The sequence below is a fragment of the Streptomyces sp. JJ66 genome, assembly GCF_019303495.1.
Taxonomy (GTDB): domain Bacteria; phylum Actinomycetota; class Actinomycetes; order Streptomycetales; family Streptomycetaceae; genus Streptomyces.
This window is the reverse complement of the sequence record NZ_JAEVFI010000001.1, coordinates 184,211-204,995: the sequence shown is the minus strand read 5'-3', so window position 1 is coordinate 204,995 and position 20,785 is coordinate 184,211. Positions and strand designations below refer to the sequence as shown.

The 20,785-nt window shown below is 73.6% G+C and carries 21 protein-coding genes; 13 read left to right on the top strand and 8 right to left on the bottom strand.

Annotated features, from left to right (window positions below; translation table 11 throughout):
• Positions 1 to 299: 299 nt before the first annotated feature.
• The 9 genes from JJV70_RS00915 to treZ all read left to right on the top strand — a co-directional run bounded on the left by JJV70_RS00915 (position 300) and on the right by treZ (position 9,544).
• A complete protein-coding gene (locus JJV70_RS00915; RefSeq protein WP_219045543.1) occupies positions 300 to 1,508 on the top strand; it encodes a sensor histidine kinase in 1,209 nt (402 codons plus the stop codon).
• A complete protein-coding gene (locus tag JJV70_RS00910; protein ID WP_219045542.1) occupies positions 1,505 to 2,182 on the top strand; it encodes a response regulator transcription factor in 678 nt (225 codons plus the stop codon). Before JJV70_RS00915 ends, JJV70_RS00910 begins: the two co-directional genes overlap by 4 nt.
• Before the next feature lie 85 nt (positions 2,183 to 2,267).
• Positions 2,268 to 3,677 carry a UDP-N-acetylmuramate--L-alanine ligase gene (gene murC / locus JJV70_RS00905; protein ID WP_219045541.1) on the top strand — a complete coding sequence of 470 codons (1,410 nt, stop codon included), beginning with the start codon at positions 2,268 to 2,270 and terminating at the stop codon, positions 3,675 to 3,677.
• The gene (msrB, locus tag JJV70_RS00900; RefSeq protein WP_219045540.1) at positions 3,677 to 4,084 is read left to right on the top strand and encodes a peptide-methionine (R)-S-oxide reductase MsrB; all 408 of its coding nucleotides are present in this window, start codon (positions 3,677 to 3,679) and stop codon (positions 4,082 to 4,084) included. Before murC ends, msrB begins: the two co-directional genes overlap by 1 nt.
• Before the next feature lie 84 nt (positions 4,085 to 4,168).
• Positions 4,169 to 4,546: a type II toxin-antitoxin system RelE/ParE family toxin gene (locus JJV70_RS00895; RefSeq protein WP_308294622.1), complete on the top strand. Its 378-nt coding sequence runs from the start codon at positions 4,169 to 4,171 to the stop codon at positions 4,544 to 4,546.
• Positions 4,543 to 4,881, top strand: a complete 339-nt coding sequence (locus JJV70_RS00890; protein WP_219045539.1) for an XRE family transcriptional regulator — start codon at positions 4,543 to 4,545, stop codon at positions 4,879 to 4,881. Before JJV70_RS00895 ends, JJV70_RS00890 begins: the two co-directional genes overlap by 4 nt.
• Before the next feature lie 71 nt (positions 4,882 to 4,952).
• Complete coding sequence (locus tag JJV70_RS00885; RefSeq protein ID WP_308294620.1) at positions 4,953 to 5,153, top strand: helix-turn-helix transcriptional regulator; 201 nt, start codon at positions 4,953 to 4,955, stop codon at positions 5,151 to 5,153.
• An 81-nt stretch (positions 5,154 to 5,234) separates the two neighbouring features.
• Positions 5,235 to 7,613 (top strand): malto-oligosyltrehalose synthase, encoded by a 2,379-nt coding sequence (gene treY, locus JJV70_RS00880; RefSeq protein WP_308294619.1) that lies wholly within the window; start codon positions 5,235 to 5,237, stop codon positions 7,611 to 7,613.
• 179 nt (positions 7,614 to 7,792) lie between these two features.
• Positions 7,793 to 9,544, top strand: coding sequence for a malto-oligosyltrehalose trehalohydrolase (gene treZ / locus JJV70_RS00875; RefSeq protein ID WP_219045537.1), 1,752 nt, complete (start codon positions 7,793 to 7,795; stop codon positions 9,542 to 9,544).
• An 88-nt stretch (positions 9,545 to 9,632) separates the two neighbouring features.
• Here the strand turns inward: treZ and glgX are convergent, their stop codons facing one another.
• Positions 9,633 to 11,747, bottom strand: a complete 2,115-nt coding sequence (gene glgX, locus JJV70_RS00870; RefSeq protein ID WP_219045536.1) for a glycogen debranching protein GlgX — start codon at positions 11,745 to 11,747, stop codon at positions 9,633 to 9,635.
• Positions 11,748 to 11,961: 214 nt separating this feature from the next.
• Between glgX and JJV70_RS00865 the strand changes: the two genes are divergently transcribed.
• From JJV70_RS00865 to JJV70_RS00850, 4 genes are all read left to right on the top strand, one after another.
• On the top strand, positions 11,962 to 13,218 hold the full coding sequence (locus tag JJV70_RS00865; protein WP_219045535.1) for an SAV2148 family HEPN domain-containing protein: 1,257 nt from the start codon (positions 11,962 to 11,964) through the stop codon (positions 13,216 to 13,218).
• Positions 13,219 to 13,392: 174 nt separating this feature from the next.
• Positions 13,393 to 13,545 (top strand): hypothetical protein, encoded by a 153-nt coding sequence (locus tag JJV70_RS00860; RefSeq protein WP_219045534.1) that lies wholly within the window; start codon positions 13,393 to 13,395, stop codon positions 13,543 to 13,545.
• Positions 13,542 to 13,763 (top strand): hypothetical protein, encoded by a 222-nt coding sequence (locus JJV70_RS00855; RefSeq protein ID WP_219045533.1) that lies wholly within the window; start codon positions 13,542 to 13,544, stop codon positions 13,761 to 13,763. The genes JJV70_RS00860 and JJV70_RS00855 overlap by 4 nt, the downstream gene beginning before the upstream one ends.
• A gap of 106 nt (positions 13,764 to 13,869) precedes the next feature.
• Positions 13,870 to 15,030, top strand: a complete 1,161-nt coding sequence (locus JJV70_RS00850) for a helix-turn-helix domain-containing protein (protein ID WP_219045532.1) — start codon at positions 13,870 to 13,872, stop codon at positions 15,028 to 15,030.
• Between the two features lie 99 nt (positions 15,031 to 15,129).
• Here the strand turns inward: JJV70_RS00850 and JJV70_RS00845 are convergent, their stop codons facing one another.
• The 7 genes from JJV70_RS00845 to cysC all read right to left on the bottom strand — a co-directional run bounded on the left by JJV70_RS00845 (position 15,130) and on the right by cysC (position 20,752).
• Positions 15,130 to 15,885, bottom strand: coding sequence for a sirohydrochlorin chelatase (locus JJV70_RS00845; RefSeq protein WP_219045531.1), 756 nt, complete (start codon positions 15,883 to 15,885; stop codon positions 15,130 to 15,132).
• A 19-nt stretch (positions 15,886 to 15,904) separates the two neighbouring features.
• Positions 15,905 to 16,792, bottom strand: coding sequence for an ABC transporter permease (locus JJV70_RS00840; RefSeq protein ID WP_257573118.1), 888 nt, complete (start codon positions 16,790 to 16,792; stop codon positions 15,905 to 15,907).
• Positions 16,779 to 17,615: an ABC transporter ATP-binding protein gene (locus tag JJV70_RS00835; protein WP_374227220.1), complete on the bottom strand. Its 837-nt coding sequence runs from the start codon at positions 17,613 to 17,615 to the stop codon at positions 16,779 to 16,781. Before JJV70_RS00835 ends, JJV70_RS00840 begins: the two co-directional genes overlap by 14 nt.
• A gap of 122 nt (positions 17,616 to 17,737) precedes the next feature.
• Positions 17,738 to 17,881 (bottom strand): hypothetical protein, encoded by a 144-nt coding sequence (locus JJV70_RS00830; RefSeq protein WP_257573214.1) that lies wholly within the window; start codon positions 17,879 to 17,881, stop codon positions 17,738 to 17,740.
• Positions 17,881 to 19,266 carry a sulfate adenylyltransferase subunit 1 gene (locus tag JJV70_RS00825; RefSeq protein WP_219045530.1) on the bottom strand — a complete coding sequence of 462 codons (1,386 nt, stop codon included), beginning with the start codon at positions 19,264 to 19,266 and terminating at the stop codon, positions 17,881 to 17,883. The genes JJV70_RS00830 and JJV70_RS00825 overlap by 1 nt, the downstream gene beginning before the upstream one ends.
• Positions 19,266 to 20,207, bottom strand: coding sequence for a sulfate adenylyltransferase subunit CysD (gene cysD, locus JJV70_RS00820; protein ID WP_219045529.1), 942 nt, complete (start codon positions 20,205 to 20,207; stop codon positions 19,266 to 19,268). Before cysD ends, JJV70_RS00825 begins: the two co-directional genes overlap by 1 nt.
• Positions 20,204 to 20,752, bottom strand: coding sequence for an adenylyl-sulfate kinase (gene cysC, locus JJV70_RS00815; protein ID WP_219045528.1), 549 nt, complete (start codon positions 20,750 to 20,752; stop codon positions 20,204 to 20,206). Before cysC ends, cysD begins: the two co-directional genes overlap by 4 nt.
• Positions 20,753 to 20,785 lie beyond the last annotated feature (33 nt).

The following is a 20,785-nucleotide window of genomic DNA, read 5'->3' as shown; positions in this document are numbered from 1 at the left end:
CATCGAACGGTTGATGCCCGCCGCGCCCGCCTCGCCCGCGCGGCCCCCGTACCCTCGGCCGGGTGAGCACCACGGACCCTCCTCGGGCGCGCCCAGCGGCCCCCACCCCGGCGAGCGCCGCCCTCCCCGGAACCGACGCGCGCCGCGCGGTTACGGCACCCGTGCCCGGTGGGGTCACCCCGTCCGGCTCGCCACCCGGGGCGGCATCTCCATCCGGTTCGGGGTCCGCGTCCGGCCCGGGGCTCGGGGGTGGCTCGGGGTCCGGCCCGGGGCTCGGGAACGGGGCGGCCACGTCGGCCGTGCGATTGCTGAGCGCCGGGTTGCACGGGCTGTTCGCCGTGCTGCTGGTGGTGGCCCTGGCGGCGTCCGGACCGGTGCTGGTCGCCCCCGGCGTGCTGCTCGGCGCGGTGTACGCCGCCGGGGTGCTGGACGCGCGGCGCGGGCCGTCCCGGCGGCGGGCGCTCGCCTGGCTGGCCGCCGTCAGCCTGCTGTGGCTCGCGCTGCTCGCGGTGGAGACGAACTTCAGCTACCTCGCCTTCCCGCTGTTCTTCCTCTACCTGCACCTGCTCACCCCGCGCTGGGCGCTGCCCGCCGTCGCGGCCGCCACCTCGGCGGTGGTCGCCGCGCAGCTGACCGGGGCCGGCGGCTTCACGCCCGGCAAGGTGGTGGGGCCGGTCGCCGGTGCGGCCGTCGCCGTCCTCACCGCCTGGGGGTATACCGCGCTGTACCGGGAGAGCCGGGCGCGGCAGCGGCTGATCGACGACCTGGTGCGCGCCCGCGACGAGCTGGCCGCCAGCCAGCGGGAGGCCGGACGGCTGGCCGAGCGGGCGCGGCTGGCCCGCGAGATCCACGACACCCTCGCCCAGGGCCTGTCCAGCATCGTGCTGCTCTCCCGCGCGGCCGCATCCGCGCTCCCGGACGGGCCGCAGGCCACCGCGGGCTGCGCCGCCGCGCGCGAGCACGTCCGCGAGGCGGAACGGACGGCCACGGAGAACCTCGCCGAGGCCCGGCGCTTCGTGCACGCCCTCACCCCGCCGGCCCTCGCCGACACCCCGCTGCCGGAGGCCCTGCGCCGGGTGACGCGCACGCTGCCCGGGCCGACGCGGGTGGACTTCCGGCTGGAGGGCGAGCCTGCCCCGCTGCCGGTGGAGACCGAGGTCGCGCTGCTGCGGCTCACCCAGGAGGCGCTGGCCAACGTCGCCCGGCACGCCCACGCCCGGCACGCCACGGTGACCCTCGCCTTCCACGAGCGTGAGGTCACCCTCGACGTGTACGACGACGGCACCGGCTTCACACCGCAGCCGCCACCGTCCCGGCAGCATCAGTCCCCGGGGCACCCGCTGTCCGCCCGCCCCGGGCCCGCCCCGCGCGACGGCTTCGGCCTGCACGGCATGCGCGAGCGCATCGCCGAGCTGGGCGGCAGCCTGTCGGTGGAATCGGCGCCGGGCGAGGGCACGGCCGTCGCGGCGGCGCTGCCGCTGCGCGTGGCCGCTCCGGTGCTGCCGTGAACCCCGCCCGGCCCGGCGGCCCGGCCGCCCCCACCCGCGTGCTGCTCGTGGACGACCACCCCGTGGTGCGGCGCGGCCTGCGCGCGCTGCTCGGCGAACTGCCGGACGTGGCCGCTGTCGGGGAGGCCGCCGACGGCGCGGCGGCCCTGGCCTTCCTGGACGCGGCCGAGGCGGGCACCGCCGAGCGGCCAGACGTCATCCTCATGGACCTCCAGATGGGGACCGGGCTGCACGGCGTGGCCGCCACCCGGGCGATCGCCGCGCGCCCCGACCCGCCCGCCGTGCTCATCCTGACCACCTACAGCACCGACGCCGACATCCTCGCCGCCGTCGAAGCCGGGGCGACGGGCTACCTGCTCAAGGACGCGCCGCCCGAGGACCTGGCCGCCGCCGTGCAGGCCGCAGCCCGAGGAGAGACGGTGCTCGCACCGACCGTCGCCGCCCGGCTGCTCGGACGGGTCCGCTCGGCGCGTCCGGCGCTCTCCCCGCGCGAGACCGAGATCCTCCAGCTGCTGGCCGCGGGGCTCGCCAACCGGCAGATCTCCCGCCGCCTGTTCATCAGCGAGGCCACGGTCAAGACCCACCTCACGCACATCTACGACAAGCTCGACGTGGGCTCCCGCACCGCGGCCGTCGCCGCCGGGCTGGCCGCGGGGCTGATCCGCCCGGCGTGATCGTGCCGTCCGCCCGGGGTGCGAGAATCGGCCAGGACGCCGCCCAGGGGCCGCCCGGCCCGCACCGACCCGAGGAGATCCGCGCATGGCAGCCGCCGCCCCGTCCGGGATGGACAAGCCGCACTTCATCGGCATCGGCGGAGCCGGAATGTCGGGCATCGCCACGATCCTGGCCCAGCGTGGCATGCGGGTCTCGGGCAGCGACGCCAAGGAGTCCGGCACCGTCGCCGCGCTGCGGGAGCTGGGGGCGACCGTGCATGTGGGGCACGCCGCCGGGCACCTCGCGCCGGACGCCAGCTGCGTGGTCGTCTCCTCGGCCATCCGCTCCGACAATCCCGAGCTGGCCGCCGCCGCCCAGCGGGGCATCCCGGTGGTGCACCGCTCCGACGCCCTGGCCGGGCTGATGACCGGGCTGCGCACTATCGCCGTCGCCGGGACGCACGGCAAGACCACGACCACCTCGATGCTCGCCGTCAGCCTGCGCAGCCTCGGCCTGGACCCGTCCTACGCCATCGGCGGCGACCTGGACGGCCCCGGCAGCAACGCCCACCATGGCAGCGGCGAGATCTTCGTCGCCGAGGCCGACGAGAGCGACCGCAGCTTCCACGCCTACAGCCCCGAGGTCGCGATCGTCCTCAACGTCGAACTCGACCACCACGCCAACTACGCCTCGATGGACGAGATCTACGCGTCCTTCGAGACCTTCGCCGCGAAGATCCGCCCCGGCGGCACGCTGGTGATCTCCGCCGACCACGACGGCGCCCGCGAGCTGACGCGGCGGGTACGCGACGCGGCGAACCTCACGGTGGTCACCTACGGCGAGTCGCCACACGCCGACGTCCGCATCCTGGACGTCACCGCCCACGGGCTGACCAGCGAGGTCACCGTCCGCCTCGCCGGGCAGGAGCTGACGTTCACCGTCTCCGTGCCCGGGCGGCACTACGCGCACAACGCCGTCGCCGCGCTCGCCGCCGGGGTCGCCGCCGACGTCCCGGCCGCCGCGCTGGCCACCGCGCTCGGCACCTACACCGGCGTCGGTCGCCGCCTCCAGCTCGTCGGCGAGCAGGCAGGCGTGCAGGTCATCGACTCCTACGCGCACCACCCCAGTGAGATGACCGCCGACCTGGAGGCCATGCGCGCCGCCGCGCCCGCCGGGCGCGTGCTGGTCGTCTTCCAGCCGCACCTGTTCAGCCGCACCCAGGAGCTGGGTGCCGAGATGGGCGCCGCGCTGGCCCTGGCCGACGCCGCTCTCGTCCTGCCGGTCTACCCCGCGCGCGAGGACCCGATTCCCGGCGTCACCAGCGCCCTCGTCACCGACGCCGCCCGCACCCACCGCGCCGATGTCACCCCCGTGGCGGGCATGGCCGCCGTACCGGACGCCGTCGCGGGAATGGCGCGGCCCGGTGATCTCGTTCTCACCATGGGCGCCGGTGACGTGACCGAAGCCGGCCCGAAGATCCTGGCGCGCCTGGGCGAGGGCGGAGGAGAACACTGATGGCCTACGAGATCGACAAGCCGGACGAACAGTGGCGCGCGGAACTGACCGGCGAGGAGTACCGCGTCCTGCGGCAGGCGGGCACCGAGCCCGCCTTCACCGGCGAGTACACCGACACCACCACCGAGGGCGTCTACTCCTGCCGGGCCTGCGGCGCCGAGCTGTTCCGCTCCGACACCAAGTTCGCCTCCCACTGCGGCTGGCCGTCCTTCTACGACCCGGCCGACTCCTCGGCCGTCGAGCTGCGGGACGACCACAGCTTCGGCATGACGCGCACCGAGGTCCGCTGCGCCCGCTGCGGCTCCCACCTGGGTCACGTCTTCCGTGGCGAGGGCTACCCGACCCCGACCGACGAGCGCTACTGCATCAACTCCGTCTCCCTGCGCCTGACGCCGAGGGAGGGGTGAGCGGAGCCCCAGAGTCTCACCCGTTCGGGTGGCCATGCGGAAAGCGGAAGCCCGCTTGTTAATGGTTGCGTTAACCTCGTCCGCGTGGCTCAATGGGATGTAGTGCTGGTTGCAGAGGTCGCGGATTGGTTCGACGCCCTCTCCGAGAAGGACGCGCGGTCCGCAGACGAAGTAGAGGACGCGATCGACACCTTGGCTATAGAAGGTCCTACCCTCGGTCGGCCCCTCGTTGATCGCGTCAAGGGTGCTGAGCACCACCACCTAAAGGAACTGCGGCCGGGCTCTGCGGGCCGAAGCGAAATTCGCATCCTCTTCGCCTTCGATCCGGCGCGCACGGCGGTTCTCCTAGTGGCGGGAGACAAGGCAGGAGACTGGAAAGGTTGGTACGAGCGCAACGTTCCCCTCGCCGATAAGCGCTACGAACAACATCTCGCCGAACTGGCAAGCAGGGAGTACGAATGAGTCACGTCAGCTGGGAAGAGGTCAAGCGCCAGGCTCGCGCACGCCGCGAAGCGGCTGGCGTGCCCACACGTACCGCACAGGAGAAGCAGGCCGCCATGGAACGGCTGCACGCAGAAGTGCGGGCGTATCGGCTGGCGGAAATTCGCCGGGAACAGTCGCTGACTCAGCGCGATGTCGCTGTTTCGATGGGCGTTTCCGCGCCCAGGGTTTCGGCCATCGAGCACGGTGAGACCGACAGGACCGAAGTAGCCACGCTGCGATCATATGTCGAGGCGATCGGCGGGAAACTCAAAGTGGTCGCGGATTTCGGTGACACTGAGTACACGGTGGCCTGATGCCAACGTCCACGTCGGCAGGTGATGCTTGGGACGATGTGAAGCGGCGGATGCGGGAAGTGCGGCCGGACGTGAGTGAGGAGGAGTGGGCGGCGGGTCAGGAGGAAGCGCGCGTCAGGACCGAGGCGTACGTCCTCGGCTACCACCTGCGGCAGATCCGTGAGGAGCAGGGACTCACGCAGGCCGACGTGGCGACGGCGGTGGGCGTGTCCCAAGCACGTGTGTCGCAGATCGAGCGGAATGAGATTCACCAGCTCGACCCGGACGGGTAGGACCGGGGCGTGCGGGGGCTGCCGCCACCCGGTCGCCCGGCCCACCTTGACGGTGCGTGAGGCTCGGCCAAGAATTTGACCGTGTCCGAGCCTCCAGCGCGTCCCGCCGCCGCGGTGCCCACCGCGACATACCGGCTCCAGCTGCAGCCCGACTACCCGTTCGCCGCCGCCGCCCGCGACGTCCCCGCGATCGCCGCACTCGGCGTCTCCCACCTGCACCTGTCACCCGTGCTGGAGGCCGTGCCCGGCTCCACGCACGGCTACGACGTCACCGACCACACCCGGGTACGGGCCGAACTCGGCGGCGAGGCGGGGCTGCGCGCCCTGGCCCGCACCGCCCGCGAGCACGGCCTCGGCCTGGTCGTGGACATCGTGCCCAACCACATGGCGGTTCCCGCGCCGATCTCACGGAACGCCCCGCTGTGGTCCGTGCTCGCCGACGGCCCCGGCTCCCCGTACGCGCACTGGTTCGACATCGACTGGGCGGCCGGTGGCGGCAGACTGCTGCTGCCCGTGCTCGGCGGGCGGCTCAGCGACGAGCTGGATGCCTTCAGCGTCACCGGCGGCGAGCTGCACTACGCCGAGCACCGTTTCCCGCTCCGCGCGGGCACCGAACACCTCCCGCTGCCCGAACTGCTGGACGCCCAGCACTACCGGCTCGCCTGGTGGCGGTTGGCCCGTACCGAGCTGAACTACCGCCGCTTCTTCTCCGTCTGTGAACTCATCGGCGTGCGCGTGGAGGACCCGGACGTCTTCGACGCCACCCACGAACGCGTCCTGGCCCTGCTGCACGAGGGCGTCATCGACGGGCTGCGCGTGGACCACCCCGACGGCCTCGCCGATCCGGGCGCCTACCTGCGCCGCTTGCACGAGCGCACCGGCGGCGCGTGGACCGTCGTGGAGAAGATCCTCGGCCCCCGCGAGGCGCTGCCCGCAGGCTGGCCCGTCGCCGGGACCACCGGCTACGACGCGCTGCGCCACCTCGACGCCGTCTTCGTCGATCCCCAGGGCGCCGACCGGCTCGCCGGGCTGTACCGCGAGGTCACCCAGGTGGCCGACGATGCGGGCGGCCGCTGGGAGCCGACCGTGGACCGCGCCGCGCACGAGGTCATCGCACACGAACTGGCCGCCGAGGTCACCCGCCTAGTGCGCTGCGCCCGGGCCGCGCTCGGCCGTACCGAGGACGAGCGGCACGGCGACCACGCCGACTGGGCACTGGCCCACGCGATCCGCGAACTGCTGGTGCGGCTGCCGGTGTACCGCCTCTACCCGCCGCCGGACGACGACCCGGCACTCAGCGCCGAACTGCTGGACGGCCTCGCCGCCGCCGCGCGCGCGGCGTTCACCGTGCCCGAGGAGGCCGGGACCGTTGACGTCGTCGCCCGGCTGGCGCTGCGGCTGGCCGAGCGGGAGTTCGGCGCGCGGTTCGCGCAGGTGTCGGGCGCGCTGCGGGCCAAGTCGGTGGAGGACACCGCCTTCTACCGCTACCTGCCGCTGCTGTCCGCCGCCGAGGTGGGCGGCGAACCGGGCGAACCGGCGATCTCACCGGGGGAGTTCCACGCCTACTGCGCACGCATCCAGCGCGACTGGCCCGCCACCGGGACCGTGCTGTCCACGCACGACAGCAAGCGCAGCGCCGACGTCCGGGCCCGCCTCGCCGCGCTGAGCGAGGACCCGGCGGGCTGGACGACGCTGCTGCGCCAGGTGATGGGGGAGACCGCCCGGGGCGCGAACGGGGCGCTGGACCCCCACACCGCCTGGCTGGTGTGGCAGACCGCCTACGGCCTGGGCACCCCCGACCGGGAACGGCTGTCCGGCGCGCTGCGGAAGGCCGTGCGCGAGGCAGGGCTGCACACCACCTGGACCGAGCCCGACGCCGCCTACGAGGACCGCGTGGAGCGGTACCTGGACGCCGGGCCCTGCGGCACCGGGCGCGAGGCACTGGCGGCGTTCGCCCGCGCCGCGCGGCCGCAGACCCGGGCCACCACGCTCGGCATGACCCTGCTGCACCTGACCATGCCCGGCGTCCCGGACGTCTACCAGGGCACGCAGGAGCCGTACTTCGCGCTCGTTGACCCCGACAACCGCCGCCCGCCCGCGTTCGGCGAGGCCGGGCCGGGGAGCGAGAAGGCCCACCTCACCCGGACGGCGCTGCGGCTGCGCCGCGCTCACCCGGAGTGGTTCGGCGCCAAGGCGGACTACACCCCGCTGGCGGCCACCGGGCCGGGCGCGGAGCACTGCCTGGCGTTCATCCGCGCGGACGCCGTCGTCACCGTCGTCTCCCGCCTGACGCGGCGGCTGGCGGAGGCGGGCGGCTGGCGGGACACGGTGCTGCCGCTGCCCGGCGGGCGGTGGCGGGAGGCGCTGTCCGGGCGGGAGGTGACGGGTCGTGGTGGAGGGGCCGGGCTCGCGGAGCTGCTGGCCGAGCGGCCGGTGGCGCTGCTGGTGCGGCCGGACTGACGTGACGCCGGCCGCGCGCTGCGGCCCCCGGGGGCATGCGTCACCGCGCGAGGCGCACCACTGGCACGTCACCGCATCGCCCCGCGCCGCTCACGCTCAGCCGTGCGCGGGCCGAGTGTGGGGGGCGGCCGGGCCTCGCGGCATGGCGCCCGGAGCCTGGGCAGCCGACCATGGGGGGCATGCTGTTCGACGTGTGGGCACCGGAGGCTAAGCGGGTGGCGCTGCGGCTCGCCCGGCAAGGCGACGACGGGACGGGCGTCCCGCGCGGCCCGGACCACCCCATGGAGCGCGACCCGGCCCGGCCGGGCTGGTGGCAGACCCGGGCGGCGGCGGACCCCGGAGACCGCTACGGGTTCCTGCTGGACGGCGCCCCGCCCCGCCCCGACCCGCGCTCCCGCCGCCAGCCGGACGGCCCCGAAGCGCTGAGCGCCGTCGTCGTACCGGACGACGCCGCCTGGGAGCACCCCTGGCCCGGACGCGGGCTGCCCGGCGCGGTGCTCTACGAGCTGCACGTCGGCACGTTCACCCGCGCGGGCACCCTCGCCACCGCCGCCCGCCACCTGGGCCATCTCGCCGAACTCGGCGTCACCCACGTGCAGCTCATGCCGCTGTGCCCGTTCCCCGGGCGGCACGGCTGGGGCTACGACGGGGTGGCGCCGTGGGCGGTGCACGAGCCCTACGGCGGCCCCAAGGGCCTGCGCGCCTTCGTGGACGCGGCCCACGGCCACGGCCTCGGCGTCGTGCTGGACGTCGTGCACAACCACCTCGGCCCGTCCGGTAACCAGCTCCCCGCCTTCGGCCCCTACTTCACCACCCGCCACCACACACCGTGGGGCGCCGCCGTCAACCTGGACGCGCCCGGCTCCGACGAGGTACGGGCCTATTTCATCGGCAGCGCCCTGGCGTTCCTGCGCGACTACCGGCTGGACGGGCTGCGCCTGGACGCGGTGCACGCGCTCGCCGACACCCGGGCCGGGCACTTCCTCGCCGAACTCTCCGCCGCCGTGGACGCGCTCGCCGCCGAACTGGGCCGCCCGCTGTTCCTGATCGCCGAGTCCGACCAGAACGACCCGCGCACCACCGCGCCCCGCGCGGCCCACGGGCTCGGGCTGCACGGGCAGTGGAACGACGACTTCCACCACGCACTGCACACCGCGCTCACCGGCGAGGCGCAGGGCTACTACGCCGACTTCGCCCGCGACCCGCTGGCCGCCCTCGCCAAGACGCTCACCGGCGCCTTCTTCCACGACGGCACCTACTCCAGCTTCCGGGGCCGGGGGCACGGCCGCCGGTTGCCGCCGGGCACGCCCGCGCACCGGTTCGTCGGCTACGCCCAGACCCACGACCAGATCGGCAACCGGGCGCTGGGTGACCGGCTCGCGCCCTCCGTCAGCCCCGGCCTGGCCGCCTGCGCCGCCGCGCTGGTGCTGTGCGGGCCGCTGACGCCGATGCTGTTCATGGGCGAGGAGTGGGGCGCGGCCACGCCCTGGCAGTACTTCACCGACCATCCCGACCCCGAGCTGGCCGAGGCGGTGAGCACCGGACGCCGACGCGAGTTCGCCGAGCACGGCTGGGCGGCCGAGGACATCCCCGACCCCCAGGACCCGGCCACCCGCGAGCGCTCCAGCCTGGACTGGTCCGAGCCCACCCGCGAGCCGCACGCCCGCCTGCTGGACTGGCACCGCCAGCTGCTCGCGATCCGGCACCGGCACCTGGCGGCGAACCTGCCGCTGGACGAGGTCAGGGTGGAGACCGGCGCACCGGAGGGGCGCTGGCTGACCGTGGAGCACGGGACGCTGCTCGTCGCCGTCAACCTCGCCGACACCGACGCCGACGTGCCCGCCCTGGCCCGCGGCACCCGGCTTGCCGCCTCCCGGCCCTGCGACGGCACCCGGCTGCCCGCGCACGCGGCGGTGGTGGCGCGGGTGTGACCCGGGGCCGCCAGGGGGCACCGTGAGTGCTGTGCCCCTGGCGGCCCCGGCGGCCCGGCCGCCGCAGGGGCGGGGCCGGGAAGGAGGCTTACGCCGGACGCTGTAGCACCACCAGGCTCCGGTCGGTGACGGTGACGACCTCCCCGCCCGCGACGTCCGGACCCACCCACGGCGGGTGACCGTCGTCGCGGGCGGTGTCCACGATGGTGCGCCATTCGCGGCCGTGGTCGGCGGGCACGGTGAAGTCCAGCTTCTCGTGGTGCGCGTTGAACATGAGCATGAAGGAGTCGTCGGCGATCGGCTCGCCGCGCGGCCCGGGTTCGGTGATGGCGTGGCCGCCCAGGAAGACCGTCAGCGCGCGGGCGTGCGCCTCGTGCCAGTCCTGCTGTGTCATCTCCTCGCCCTCGGGGGTGAACCAGGCGATGTCGGACAGCTCGTCGTGGGTGCCCTCCACCGGGCGGCCGTGGAAGAAGCGGCGGCGGCGGAAGACCGGGTGGTCGCGGCGCAGCCACACCATCGAGCGGACGAACGCGCACATCGGGTCATCGTCGTCGGCCTGCGGCCAGTGCACCCACGCCAGCTCGTTGTCCTGGCAGTAGGCGTTGTTGTTGCCGCGCTGGGTGCGGGCGAACTCGTCGCCGTGGCTGAGCATCGGCACGCCCTGGGAGAGCATCAGCGTCGCCATGAAGTTGCGCATCTGCCGACTGCGCAGAGTGAGCACACCCGGCTCGTCGGTCTCGCCCTCCGCCCCGCAGTTCCAGGAGCGGTTGTGGCTCTCACCGTCGCGGTTGTTCTCGTTGTTGGCGTGGTTGTGCTTCTCGTTGTAGGACACCAGGTCATGCAGGGTGAAGCCGTCGTGGCAGGTGACGAAGTTGATGGACGCCAGCGGGCGCCGCCCGTCACCCTGGTAGAGGTCGGACGAGCCGGTCAGCCGGGAGCCGAACTCCGCGAGCGTGCGCGGCTCACCGCGCCACAGGTCCCGCACGGTGTCGCGGTAGCGGCCGTTCCACTCGGTCCACAGCGGCGGGAAGTTGCCCACCTGGTAGCCGCCCTCGCCGACGTCCCACGGCTCGGCGATCAGCTTGACCTGACTGACCACCGGGTCCTGCTGCACCAGGTCGAAGAACGACGACAGCCGGTCCACCTCGTGGAACTGCCGGGCCAAGGTGGCGGCCAGGTCGAAGCGGAAACCGTCCACGTGCATCTCGGTCACCCAGTAGCGCAGCGAGTCCATGATGAGCTGGAGCACGTGGGGGCTGCGCATGAGCAGCGAGTTGCCGGTGCCGGTGGTGTCCGTGTAGTACCGCGGGTCGTCGGCCAGCCGGTAGTAGGACGCGTTGTCCAGACCGCGGAAGGACAGCGTCGGGCCCAGGTGGTTGCCCTCGGCGGTGTGGTTGTAGACGACGTCGAGGATCACCTCGATGCCCGCGGTGTGCAGCGCCCGCACCGCCTGCTTGAACTCCAGCACCTGCTGCCCGCGATCCCCCCAGGAGGCGTAGGTGTTGTGCGGGGCGAAGAATCCGATGGTGTTGTAACCCCAGTAGTTCGCCAGGCCCGCGTCGGCCAGCCGGTGATCGGTGACGAACTGGTGCACCGGCATCAGCTCCAGCGCGGTGACGCCCAGCCGGGTCAGGTGCTCGATGATCGCCGGGTGGCCCAGCGCCGCGTAGGTGCCGCGCAGCTCCTCGGGCAGATCCGGGTGAAGCATGGTCAGGCCCTTGACGTGGGCCTCGTAGATCACGGTGCGGTGGTACTCGGTACGCGGCAGCCGGTCGTCCCCCCAGTCGAAGTAGGGGTTCACCACCACCGACGCCATGGTGTGCGGCGCCGAGTCCAGGTCGTTGCGCCGCTCCGGGTGGCCGAAGTGGTAGCCGTAGACGGCCTCGTTCCAGCCGATGGCGCCGCTCATCGCCTTCGCGTACGGGTCCAGCAGCAGCTTGGCGCTGTTGCACCGGTGCCCGTGCTGCGGCTCGTAGGGCCCGTGGACGCGAAACCCGTAGCGCTGCCCCGGCATCACCCCGGGCAGGTAGGCGTGCCGCACGAAGGCGTCCGACTCACGCAGCTCCACCGCCGTCTCCGAGCCGTCGTCGTGCAGCAGGCACAGCTCCACGCGTTCGGCCGCCTCTGAGAAGACGGCGAAGTTGGTGCCCGCTCCGTCGTAGGTGGCGCCCAGCGGATACGCCTGCCCCGGCCAGATCTGCATGCGCCCTCTTTTCCTGTCTGCTCGGTCCACCCGCGGCTACCCGGCGCACCGCGTGGTGGGCACTCCCCGTGCACGTCGTGCTACACGAGGGGCTATCTTCCCCTGGCGGGGCCATCAGGCAAAGGAAGTTGGCAGGGGATTACCGCTGCCGCGTCCCAGCTGTCACAGTAGGCTCCCTTGATCAGAGCCATGGGGCGCGGAAGGCGGTGCACAGGTGAGTTCGGGAGGGCTTGAACTCCCACCGGGCGGCGACAGTTCCGGGGAGAGCGCCCCCGACGCCCCCGACGCACCGCCCGGCGGGGTCTCGCTCGCCCACGCGGTGGAAATCGGCGCCGACCTGGGCTGGGACGCCGCCCAGTGGGCGGAGGTACGCACCCGCGCCCAGCGCGCCGGACGCGCCTACATCTGGCTCAATCTCGTCGAGCAACGGCTGAGAGCCGTCGTCGCCGGGGTACTGCGCCCGATCTACGAACCGGTGCACGGGGAGGAGTGGGTGGTCGCGGCCGCGGGTCCCGCCGGGCAGGAGTGGGTGCAGCGCGCGGTGGCCGTCCGGGAGGTCAGCCGCCGCAAGGGCTACGTCCTGGACCCGGACGACGACAACCTGCTGTCCTTCCTGACGCTGCCCCAGCTGCGTGAGCTGATGGTCCAGCACTGGCCGTGCTACGAGCCGTACCTGACCGGGCGGCGCGAGCTGGAGCTGGCGCTGGACGAGCTGGAGGTCGCGCGCAGCGCCGTCTCCCGCAACCGGGCGCTCTCACCCGCCGTGCTGGCTCAGGCCGAGCGCACCTCCGGGCGCCTGCTGGCCATGCTGGGGGCGCACGCCGGGGGCCCGGCGGGTACTCCGTTCGGGGGACGCTTGCCAGCCGACGCGGTGGAGGAACTCGTCCAGGACCGGTACGCGGACGTCGTCGGCGTCCATCCCGACCGCGTCCGGCTCCAGCGCCGCCTTCCGGCCGAGGACCTGTTCGGCGCGGCCCGGCGCATCGACGCCATCGGCATAGGGCTGAACCTGCTGGTGCAGAACTACTCCGGGCGCCGCCTGATCCGGCTCGCGGACGCCGGCTGCCGGCTGCGCCTGCTGTTCCTGAACCCCGCCAGCAGCGCCGTGCGCCGCCGCGAACGCGAGCTGGGCCTGAAGAGGGGTGAGCTGAGCCGCGCGGTGGAGATGAACATCCTGCACCTGCGCCGCGTCCGCGCGGGCGTGCGCGACCCGGCGGCGTTCCGCATCCACGTCTTCGACGAGACCCCGCGCTTCACCGCCTACCTGGTGGACGGCGACGGGCCGGACGGGCTCGCCGTCGTCCAGTCCTACCTGCGCCGTGCGCGCGGCATGGAAGCCCCGGTACTGGTCCTGCGCGGCGGCACCCGCACGGTGCTCGGCGACGCCCCCGACCCGGTGGACGACGGCCTGTTCCGCACGTACCAGGAGGAATTCGACGCCACCTGGGCCGACGCCCGCCCGGTCTCGTAACGGCCCTGGGATTCCCGAACCCGCGCGTGCGCCAGTGGTGTTCCCCGCTCTCTTCGCGAATATGAGAACGGTATTCCCCTCGCTGCGTAGAGTGGTCAGTTCAGCACCACGAGTGAATCTGGGGCGGGCTGAACCGCCCTGGCCGGCAAGCGGCGGACACGGGGCCACCCAGCCATGAGCGAGGGTGCCGAGACGCACGTGTCCGGACAAGGGGGAAAGGGTGTCCTGGTGCAGCTGAAGGCGCAGGAGAAGGACGACGAAGCACCGAGGCCGCAGACGTGCCCAGCGTGCGCGGGCAACGGCATCCTCACCGGACAGAACCCGTGAACGGGCGGGCAGGCCCGGAGGGGGAGGGTGCCCTGTGTGAGTTCTGCCAGGGAACGGGCAGCACGACCCGGGCGTGGGCCTACGTCTCCGGCCCGGACCCGTTCCACGGCCCGGCGGAAACCATCCTCCGTTCCGGCCAGTGCCGACATTGCCGGGGCACCGGAGTCTACGACTCCACCCTCGACCCCACCCTGAACGACTACCGGCCCCGGGAGTAACCCGCCCGCGCCTTCCCGCACCCAGGTGATCACTGCGGACAGACCACCCATCGGCCCCGGTCGGCCCCCGCCTCTAAACGCCAGCCGAGTGGGAAGAGGCAGAGGTATGAAGATTCCCGGACCCGGTGCGAACGTGGCCGTTTGCCGCAAGGCGCGCGGCTTCAGCCAGGTTTCCCTTGCCCGGCGGGCTGGCGTGTCGGTCTCGCTGCTGAGCAAGATCGAGGTAGGAGACCGTGCCTTGACCCAGGGTGTCGCCGCTGCTCTGGCTCAGGCCATGGGGCTGACGCTTGACGAGCTGCTGGGCACGGCCCCTGTCGAGCGAGCAGACGAGAACAGCCTGACCGCCCTCACCCACGCCATCCGACGCTTCGACCTTCCCGGGGAACCACCCGACCATCCCGAGGAACTGCCGCGCCAGCTCGCGGAACTGAACGAGCACCGTTACCGGACTGAGCTGTCGGCCGTGCAGCGGAAGCTTCCGGGGGTGCTGGCTGACGTGACGAACTACGCTCACGCCGTCCAGTCCCCCGATGCCTGGACACGTGTCGCCGATACGTACAGCGTGGTCTACTGGCTCGCGGCCCGGTACCGCTGGATGCACCTGGCCGAGCTGGCCGTGATGAAGCAGAGGCTGGCGGCTGAGCGTGCCCATCCGGTCGCCGCCACTGTGGCCGCGCGCGACGAGGCTGGCGCCTTCCTCAACTCGGGTGACTTCCCTGGCGGACTGGCTGTCGTGGACCGTGCGATCGTGGAAGCCGAGGCGACGCTACAGGGCCGCGAACGCGTGTTCGGCCTGGGCATCCTCCACCTGCGTGGTCTCACGCTAGCCGGTCGTCTCCACGACAAAGGCGTGGCTGAGGAGCACCTCCAAGCGGCGTGGCGGATGGCTGAGGAGTACGGAGAGGATGCCCACGAACACGGCATTCACTTTGGGCCGGACCAGACGGCCACGCACGTCATCTCATCCCTCTCTGACATGGACCAGCACCGACGTGCGCTGGATACCGCCGATGATCTGCTCCGGGGCGGCACGGACTTGCCCGCTACCCGCGTCGGCCCCCTGCACATGAATCTGGGCCGTTCCCATCTCTCCTTGGGAGACCGTGAGTCCGCCCTGGCCTCCCTTGAAGAAGCATGGGACGTCGCCCCGCAGCTGGCCCGGGTGCACCCAACGAGCCAGGAATTGATGCGCGTGCTCACCTCACTCCACCGCCGCAGCAATCCCCGGCTGACGAAGCTGGCCAGGCGCGCTGGGGTGGCCTTCTGAGGCTGGAGCGCGGGAGGTGTGTCCAGCCACGCCGTGCTGGCGGCTGTGGGCGGGACGGAGCTGGTGGGGGAGCAACGCGACGCGTGCCGCCCCGCGCCGTCAGGCCGCTGCCAGCGTGCGGTCGGGGGCGCGGCAGGTGTCGTAGCGGCGCAGGAGCAGGCGGGCGAGTTCGGGGGCGTCGGCGAGGACGGGGGCCAGCAGGTCGGCGCCCGCCTCGCGGGCCCCGGCGGCGATGCGGTCGGGCAGGAAACCGGGGGCGACGACGTAGGGGGCGACCACCACGCGGCGGACACCGTCGGCGCGCAGGGCGCGAACGGCGTCCGCCGTGCGGGGCGGGGAAGCGGAGGCGAACGCAGGCCGCACGGCACACCAGCCAGTGGTACGCCGCCACTCCCGCGCGGTTTCAGCGATCGCTGCGATCGCCTCCGGGTCGGAGGAGCCCGCCGACGCCAGCACGACGCCGGTGGACGGGATGTCGGCCGCGTCCAGCCCCGCCTCGCGCAGCCGGCGCTCCAGCGCGCGGTGCAGCAGCGGGTCCGGGCCGAGGACGTCGGCCTGGCGGACCGCCAGTCGCGGCAGGCGGGCACTCGCCTCGCGCAGCACGGCCGGGATGTCGGACTTGGCGTGGAAGGCGCGCGTCAGCAGCAGCGGCAGCGCGACCACCTCGCGCACGCCCTCCGCGTGCAGGCGGGCGAGCGCACGCGGCACCGAGGGGGCGTTGAAGTCCAGGTGGCCCACCTCGACGCGCACGCCGGGCCGCAGCGCGCGGACCCGGTCGCACAGCGCCGCGACGGTGGCGGCATGGCGCGGGTCGCGGCTGCCGTGGGCGACGACGAGCAGGGTGGGGGAGTGCATAGCGGTACCGCCTGGGGCGTCAGCGGCCGGTGAGGCCGCGGCTGTGCAGGACACGGCGTTCGAGCGGGCTGAACAGGGCGGACTCGACCAGGACGCCGATGGCCAGGATCAGCGTGACGGCGGCCAGCACCAGGCTCATCGACTCCGCCTGGTTGCCCTCGGCCAGCATCCGCCCGATGCCGGGCAGCGGCGTGGCGGTGATCAGCTCGGCGGTCATCAGCGCCCGCCAGCCGAACGTCCAGCCCTGCCGGAGCGCGGAGATCAGCCCCGGCAGCGCGGCCGGGAGCAGAATGTGCAGCGCGCCGCGCGGCCCGGTGGCGCCCATGGAGCGCCCCGCGCGCAGCAGCAGCGGCGGCACCTGGCTGATGCCCGCCGCGACGCCGACGGCGATGGACGGCACCGCGCCCAGCAGGACGACGGCGTACACCGCGCCCTCCGAGGCGCCGAGCGCGATCACCGCGACCGGGACCAGCGCGGCGGCCGGAAGCGACTGCACGGCCGTCAGCATGGGACGCACCACCGTGCGCAGCACGGCGACGCGGGTGAGCAGCACGCCCAGCGGCACGCCGAGCACGGCGGAGGCGAAGAACCCGACCAGGCAGCGCAGCACGCTGTGCCCGAGCGCGGGCAGCAGCGTGCCCTCGGCGAGGGCGTCGCCCAGTTCACCCGCGACGGCGCCGGGGGAGGGCAGCGTCGCCGACCAGCCGAGCGCGGCCACCAGCTGCCACAGCGCCAGCACGACGGCCGTGGCCAGCAGCGGGGGTGCCGCCTTGGCCAGCGCCCGCCGGGAGGCGTCCATGCCCGCGGGCTGGGTTTCCAGCGCGTCGAGCCCGGAGGCCATCTCGGTGGAGTCGTCGGCCTCCCGCGCCGGGTTGCCGCCGGCGGGCGCGGTGTCAGTGGCGGGCATGGCGCACGATCTCCTGGTGCAGGTGGCCGGTGATCTCGCGGGCGAGCGTGGTGACGCCGCTGTCCTCGATGCGGCGCGGGTAGGGCAGGTCCACCTGCCACTCGTGCGCCACCCGGCCGGGGCGGGAGGACAGCAGCACGACGCGCTGGCCGAGCCGGACGGCCTCGCGGACGTTGTGGGTGACGAACAAGACGGTCAGCTTGCGCTCGGACCAGACCCGGGTCAGCTCCTCGTGCAGCAGGTCGCGGGTGATGGCGTCCAGCGCGGCGAACGGCTCGTCCATCAGCAGCACCTCGCTGCCCTGCGCCAGCGCGCGGGCGAGCGCGACGCGCTGCCGCATGCCGCCGGAGAGCTGGTGCACGCGCTTGCCGTACGCGTCCGGCAGGCGCACCAGGTCCAGCAGCTCCCGCGCCCGCTCGCGCCGCTCGGCCTTGGCCACCCCGGCCAGCCGCAGCGCCAGCTCGATGTTGCGGCCCGCGCTGAGCCACGGGAACAGGGCGTGGTCCTGGAACATCAGCGCCGGACGGCCGAAGGGCACGCTCGCGGTGCCCGCCGAGGGCTGGTCCAGTCCGGCGACGAGGTTGAGCAGCGTGGACTTGCCGCAGCCGGACGCGCCCAGCAGGCACAGGAACTCGCCGGGCGCCGCCTGGAGCGAGATGTCGTCCAGCACCAGCTGCTGGGCGCCCGGGCGGCCGAAGGTCTTGGAGACGTGGTCCAGTTTCACCGCGTACGGCACGGGCGCGGCGCCGGCGGCCGGGGCGGGGGAGCCGGGGGCGCTGGCCGGGGTGGTGGACGCCGCCGCGGTGGCGAGTTTGGTGGGCACTTCGGGGTGTCCTCTCGTCGTTCGCCACCCGGCGGGCGGCTACGGCAGGTGAGATCGGACGTGCGGAGGGGCTGCGTCAGGCACGCTGGGGCGGGCGGGGGACGGGCGGGTCCGGGGCGGCGTCACCGGCGGCATCGCCCGATGCCGCCCTGCCCGCTGCCCAGCGGGCCGCTGCCGACGCGGACGCCGCGCCGGTCGAACGTCGGGTACGCCGGGGTGGCCGGGGCCATCAGCGGACGCGTCACCGGGCGGATCAGAAGGCTCATCAAAAGTCCCACCCCGCGTCCTCGGCGGCCGCCTTGGGCGCCGCGGTGCCCAAGGCCGCCTCGGCGAAGGCGTCACCGGCCATGCCCGCGGTGAGGGTGGTGCCGTCGGCGGGGTCGATGAGCAGGAACGATCCGGTGCGGCGGGAGTCGGCGTAGGCATCGACGGCCAGCGGTTCGGCGGTGCGCAGCACCACGCGGCCGATGTCGTTGGCGGCCAGTGTGCCGGGCTCGGGGTGCTGGGAGAGGTCGTCCAGGGTGAGCCGGGAGGGGATCTGCTTGACGATCGCCTTCACGGTGCGCGTGGTGTGCTTGAGCAGCACCCGCTGCCCCACCGTCAGGGGCGTGTCGTGCAGGTGGCACACGGTCGCGGTCAGGTCCTGGCTGGGGGTGACGGCGGCGTCGGAGGGGGCGATGATGTCGCCCCGGGAGATGTCCAGGTCGTCGGCCAGCCGCACGGTGACGGACTGCGGCGCCCACGCGACGTCCACCGAGGTGCCCAGCGCGTCGATGCCCTCGACGGTGGAGGTGCGGCCCGAGGGCAGCACGGTGACGGCCTGCCCCACGCGCAGCACCCCGGAGGCGAGCTGACCGGCGTAACCCCGGTAGTCGGGCAGCTCGGGCGTCTGCGGCCGGATCACGTACTGGACGGGGAAGCGGGCGACGTCGCCGGTCGGGTCGTGGGTGACCGGCACCGTCTCCAGGTGCTCCAGCACGGTGGGCCCGCCGTACCAGTCCATGTGCGCCGAGGCGGTGACCACGTTGTCGCCGGCGAGCGCGGAGATCGGGATCGCGGTGATCTCCGGCACCCCGAGCGAGGCGGCGTAGGCGGTGAACTCCTCGGCGATGGCGGCGAAGACGGGCTCGGCGTAGTCCACCAGGTCCATCTTGTTCACCGCGAGGACGACGTGCGGCACGCGCAGCAGCGCGGCGACGGCGGCGTGCCGGCGGGTCTGCTCGACAACGCCGTTGCGCGCGTCCACCAGCACCACGGCCAGCTCGGCGGTGGAGGCACCGGTGACCATGTTGCGGGTGTACTGCACGTGGCCGGGGGTGTCGGCGAGGATGAACCGGCGCCGGGGCGTGGCGAAGTAGCGGTAGGCGACGTCGATGGTGATGCCCTGCTCGCGCTCGGCGCGCAACCCGTCGGTCAGCAGCGCGAGGTCCGGTGCCTGCTGGCCCCGGTTGCGGGAGGCGTGCTCGACGGCCTCCAGCTGGTCGGCCAGCACCGACTTGGAGTCGTGCAGCAGCCGCCCGACCAGGGTGGACTTGCCGTCGTCCACGCTGCCCGCGGTAGCGAACCGCAGCAGCGAACTCCCGGCCAGTCCGGTCAGGTCAGCGGCGGCCACGTCGGCGGAACCGGTGGGGGAAGGGGTGGTCTGGCTCATCAGAAGTATCCCTCGCGCTTGCGGTCCTCCATGGCGGCCTCCGACAGCTTGTCGTCGGCGCGGGTGGCGCCCCGCTCGGTCAGCCGGGACGCGGCGATCTCGGCGATGACCTTCTCGATGGTGTCGGCGCCGGAGTCCACCGCGCCGGTGCAGGACATGTCGCCCACGGTGCGGTAGCGCACCTGGCGCCGCTCGACGCGCTCGCCCTCCCGGGGCCCGCCCCACGCGCCGGGGGCCAGCCACATCCCGCTACGGGCGAACACCTCGCGCTCGTGGGCGTAGTAGATGGCGGGCAGCTCGATCTTCTCCCGCGCGATGTACTGCCACACGTCCAGCTCGGTCCAATTGGACAGCGGGAAGACGCGTACGTGCTCACCGGGGGCGTGCCGCCCGTTGTAGAGCTGCCACAGCTCCGGGCGCTGGCGGCGCGGGTCCCACCCTCCGAACTCGTCGCGCAGCGAGAACACCCGCTCTTTCGCGCGGGCCTTCTCCTCGTCCCGCCGCCCGCCGCCGAACACCGCGTCGAAACGGTTCTCCTCGATGGCGTGCAGCAGCGGCACCGTCTGCAGCGGGTTGCGGGTGCCGTCCGGGCGCTCGCGCAGCTCACCGCGGTCGATGAACTCCTGCACCGAGGCCACGTGCAGCCGCAGGGAGTGCGCGGCCACCGTGCGGTCCCGGTACTCCAGCACCTCGGGGAAGTTGTGCCCGGTGTCCACGTGCAGCAGCGCGAACGGCACCCGCGCCGGGGCGAACGCCTTCAGCGCCAGGTGCAGCATGACGATCGAGTCCTTGCCGCCGGAGAACAGGATCACCGGCCGCTCGAACTCCCCGGCCACCTCGCGGAAGATGTGCACCGCCTCGGACTCCAGCGCGTCCAGGTGGCTCAGGGCGTACGGGCTGCCGTCGGCCCCGGTCACTCCGGCCGTGGTCGCGGTCGTCATGCCAGTCCCTTCCCGGTCAGCAGCGCGTGCAGCGCCGCCGCTGACTCCTCGATGCTCTGCTCGTGCGCCGCGATCCGCAGGTCCGGGGCGGCGGGCGCCTCGTAGGGGTCGTCCACCCCGGTGAGCCCGGACAGCTCCCCGGCCGCCTGCCGCGCGTACAGGCCCTTCACGTCCCGCTCGGAGCACACCTCGACGGGTGTGGCCACGTGCACCTCGACGTACGGCGTGCCCGCGCGCTCGTGCCGCTTGCGCACCGCCTCCCGGCTGTCGGCGAACGGGGCGATGACCGGCACGAGCGCCGTCACACCGTGGGACGCCAGCAGCTCGGCGACGAAGCCGACGCGCTGCACGTTGGTGTGCCGGTCCTCGCGGGAGAAGCCGAGCCCGGCGGAGAGGAACTCGCGGATCTCGTCGCCGTCGAGCACCTCCACCCGCTGCCCGGCGCCCTCCAGCCGCTGGGCCAGCGCCCGCGCGATCGTCGTCTTGCCCGCGCTGGGCAGCCCGGTCAGCCACACCGTGGCGCCGTGGCCGCTCGCCTGACTCATCTGTGCTCCCTGCGTCCCGTGCCCGCTCGTCCT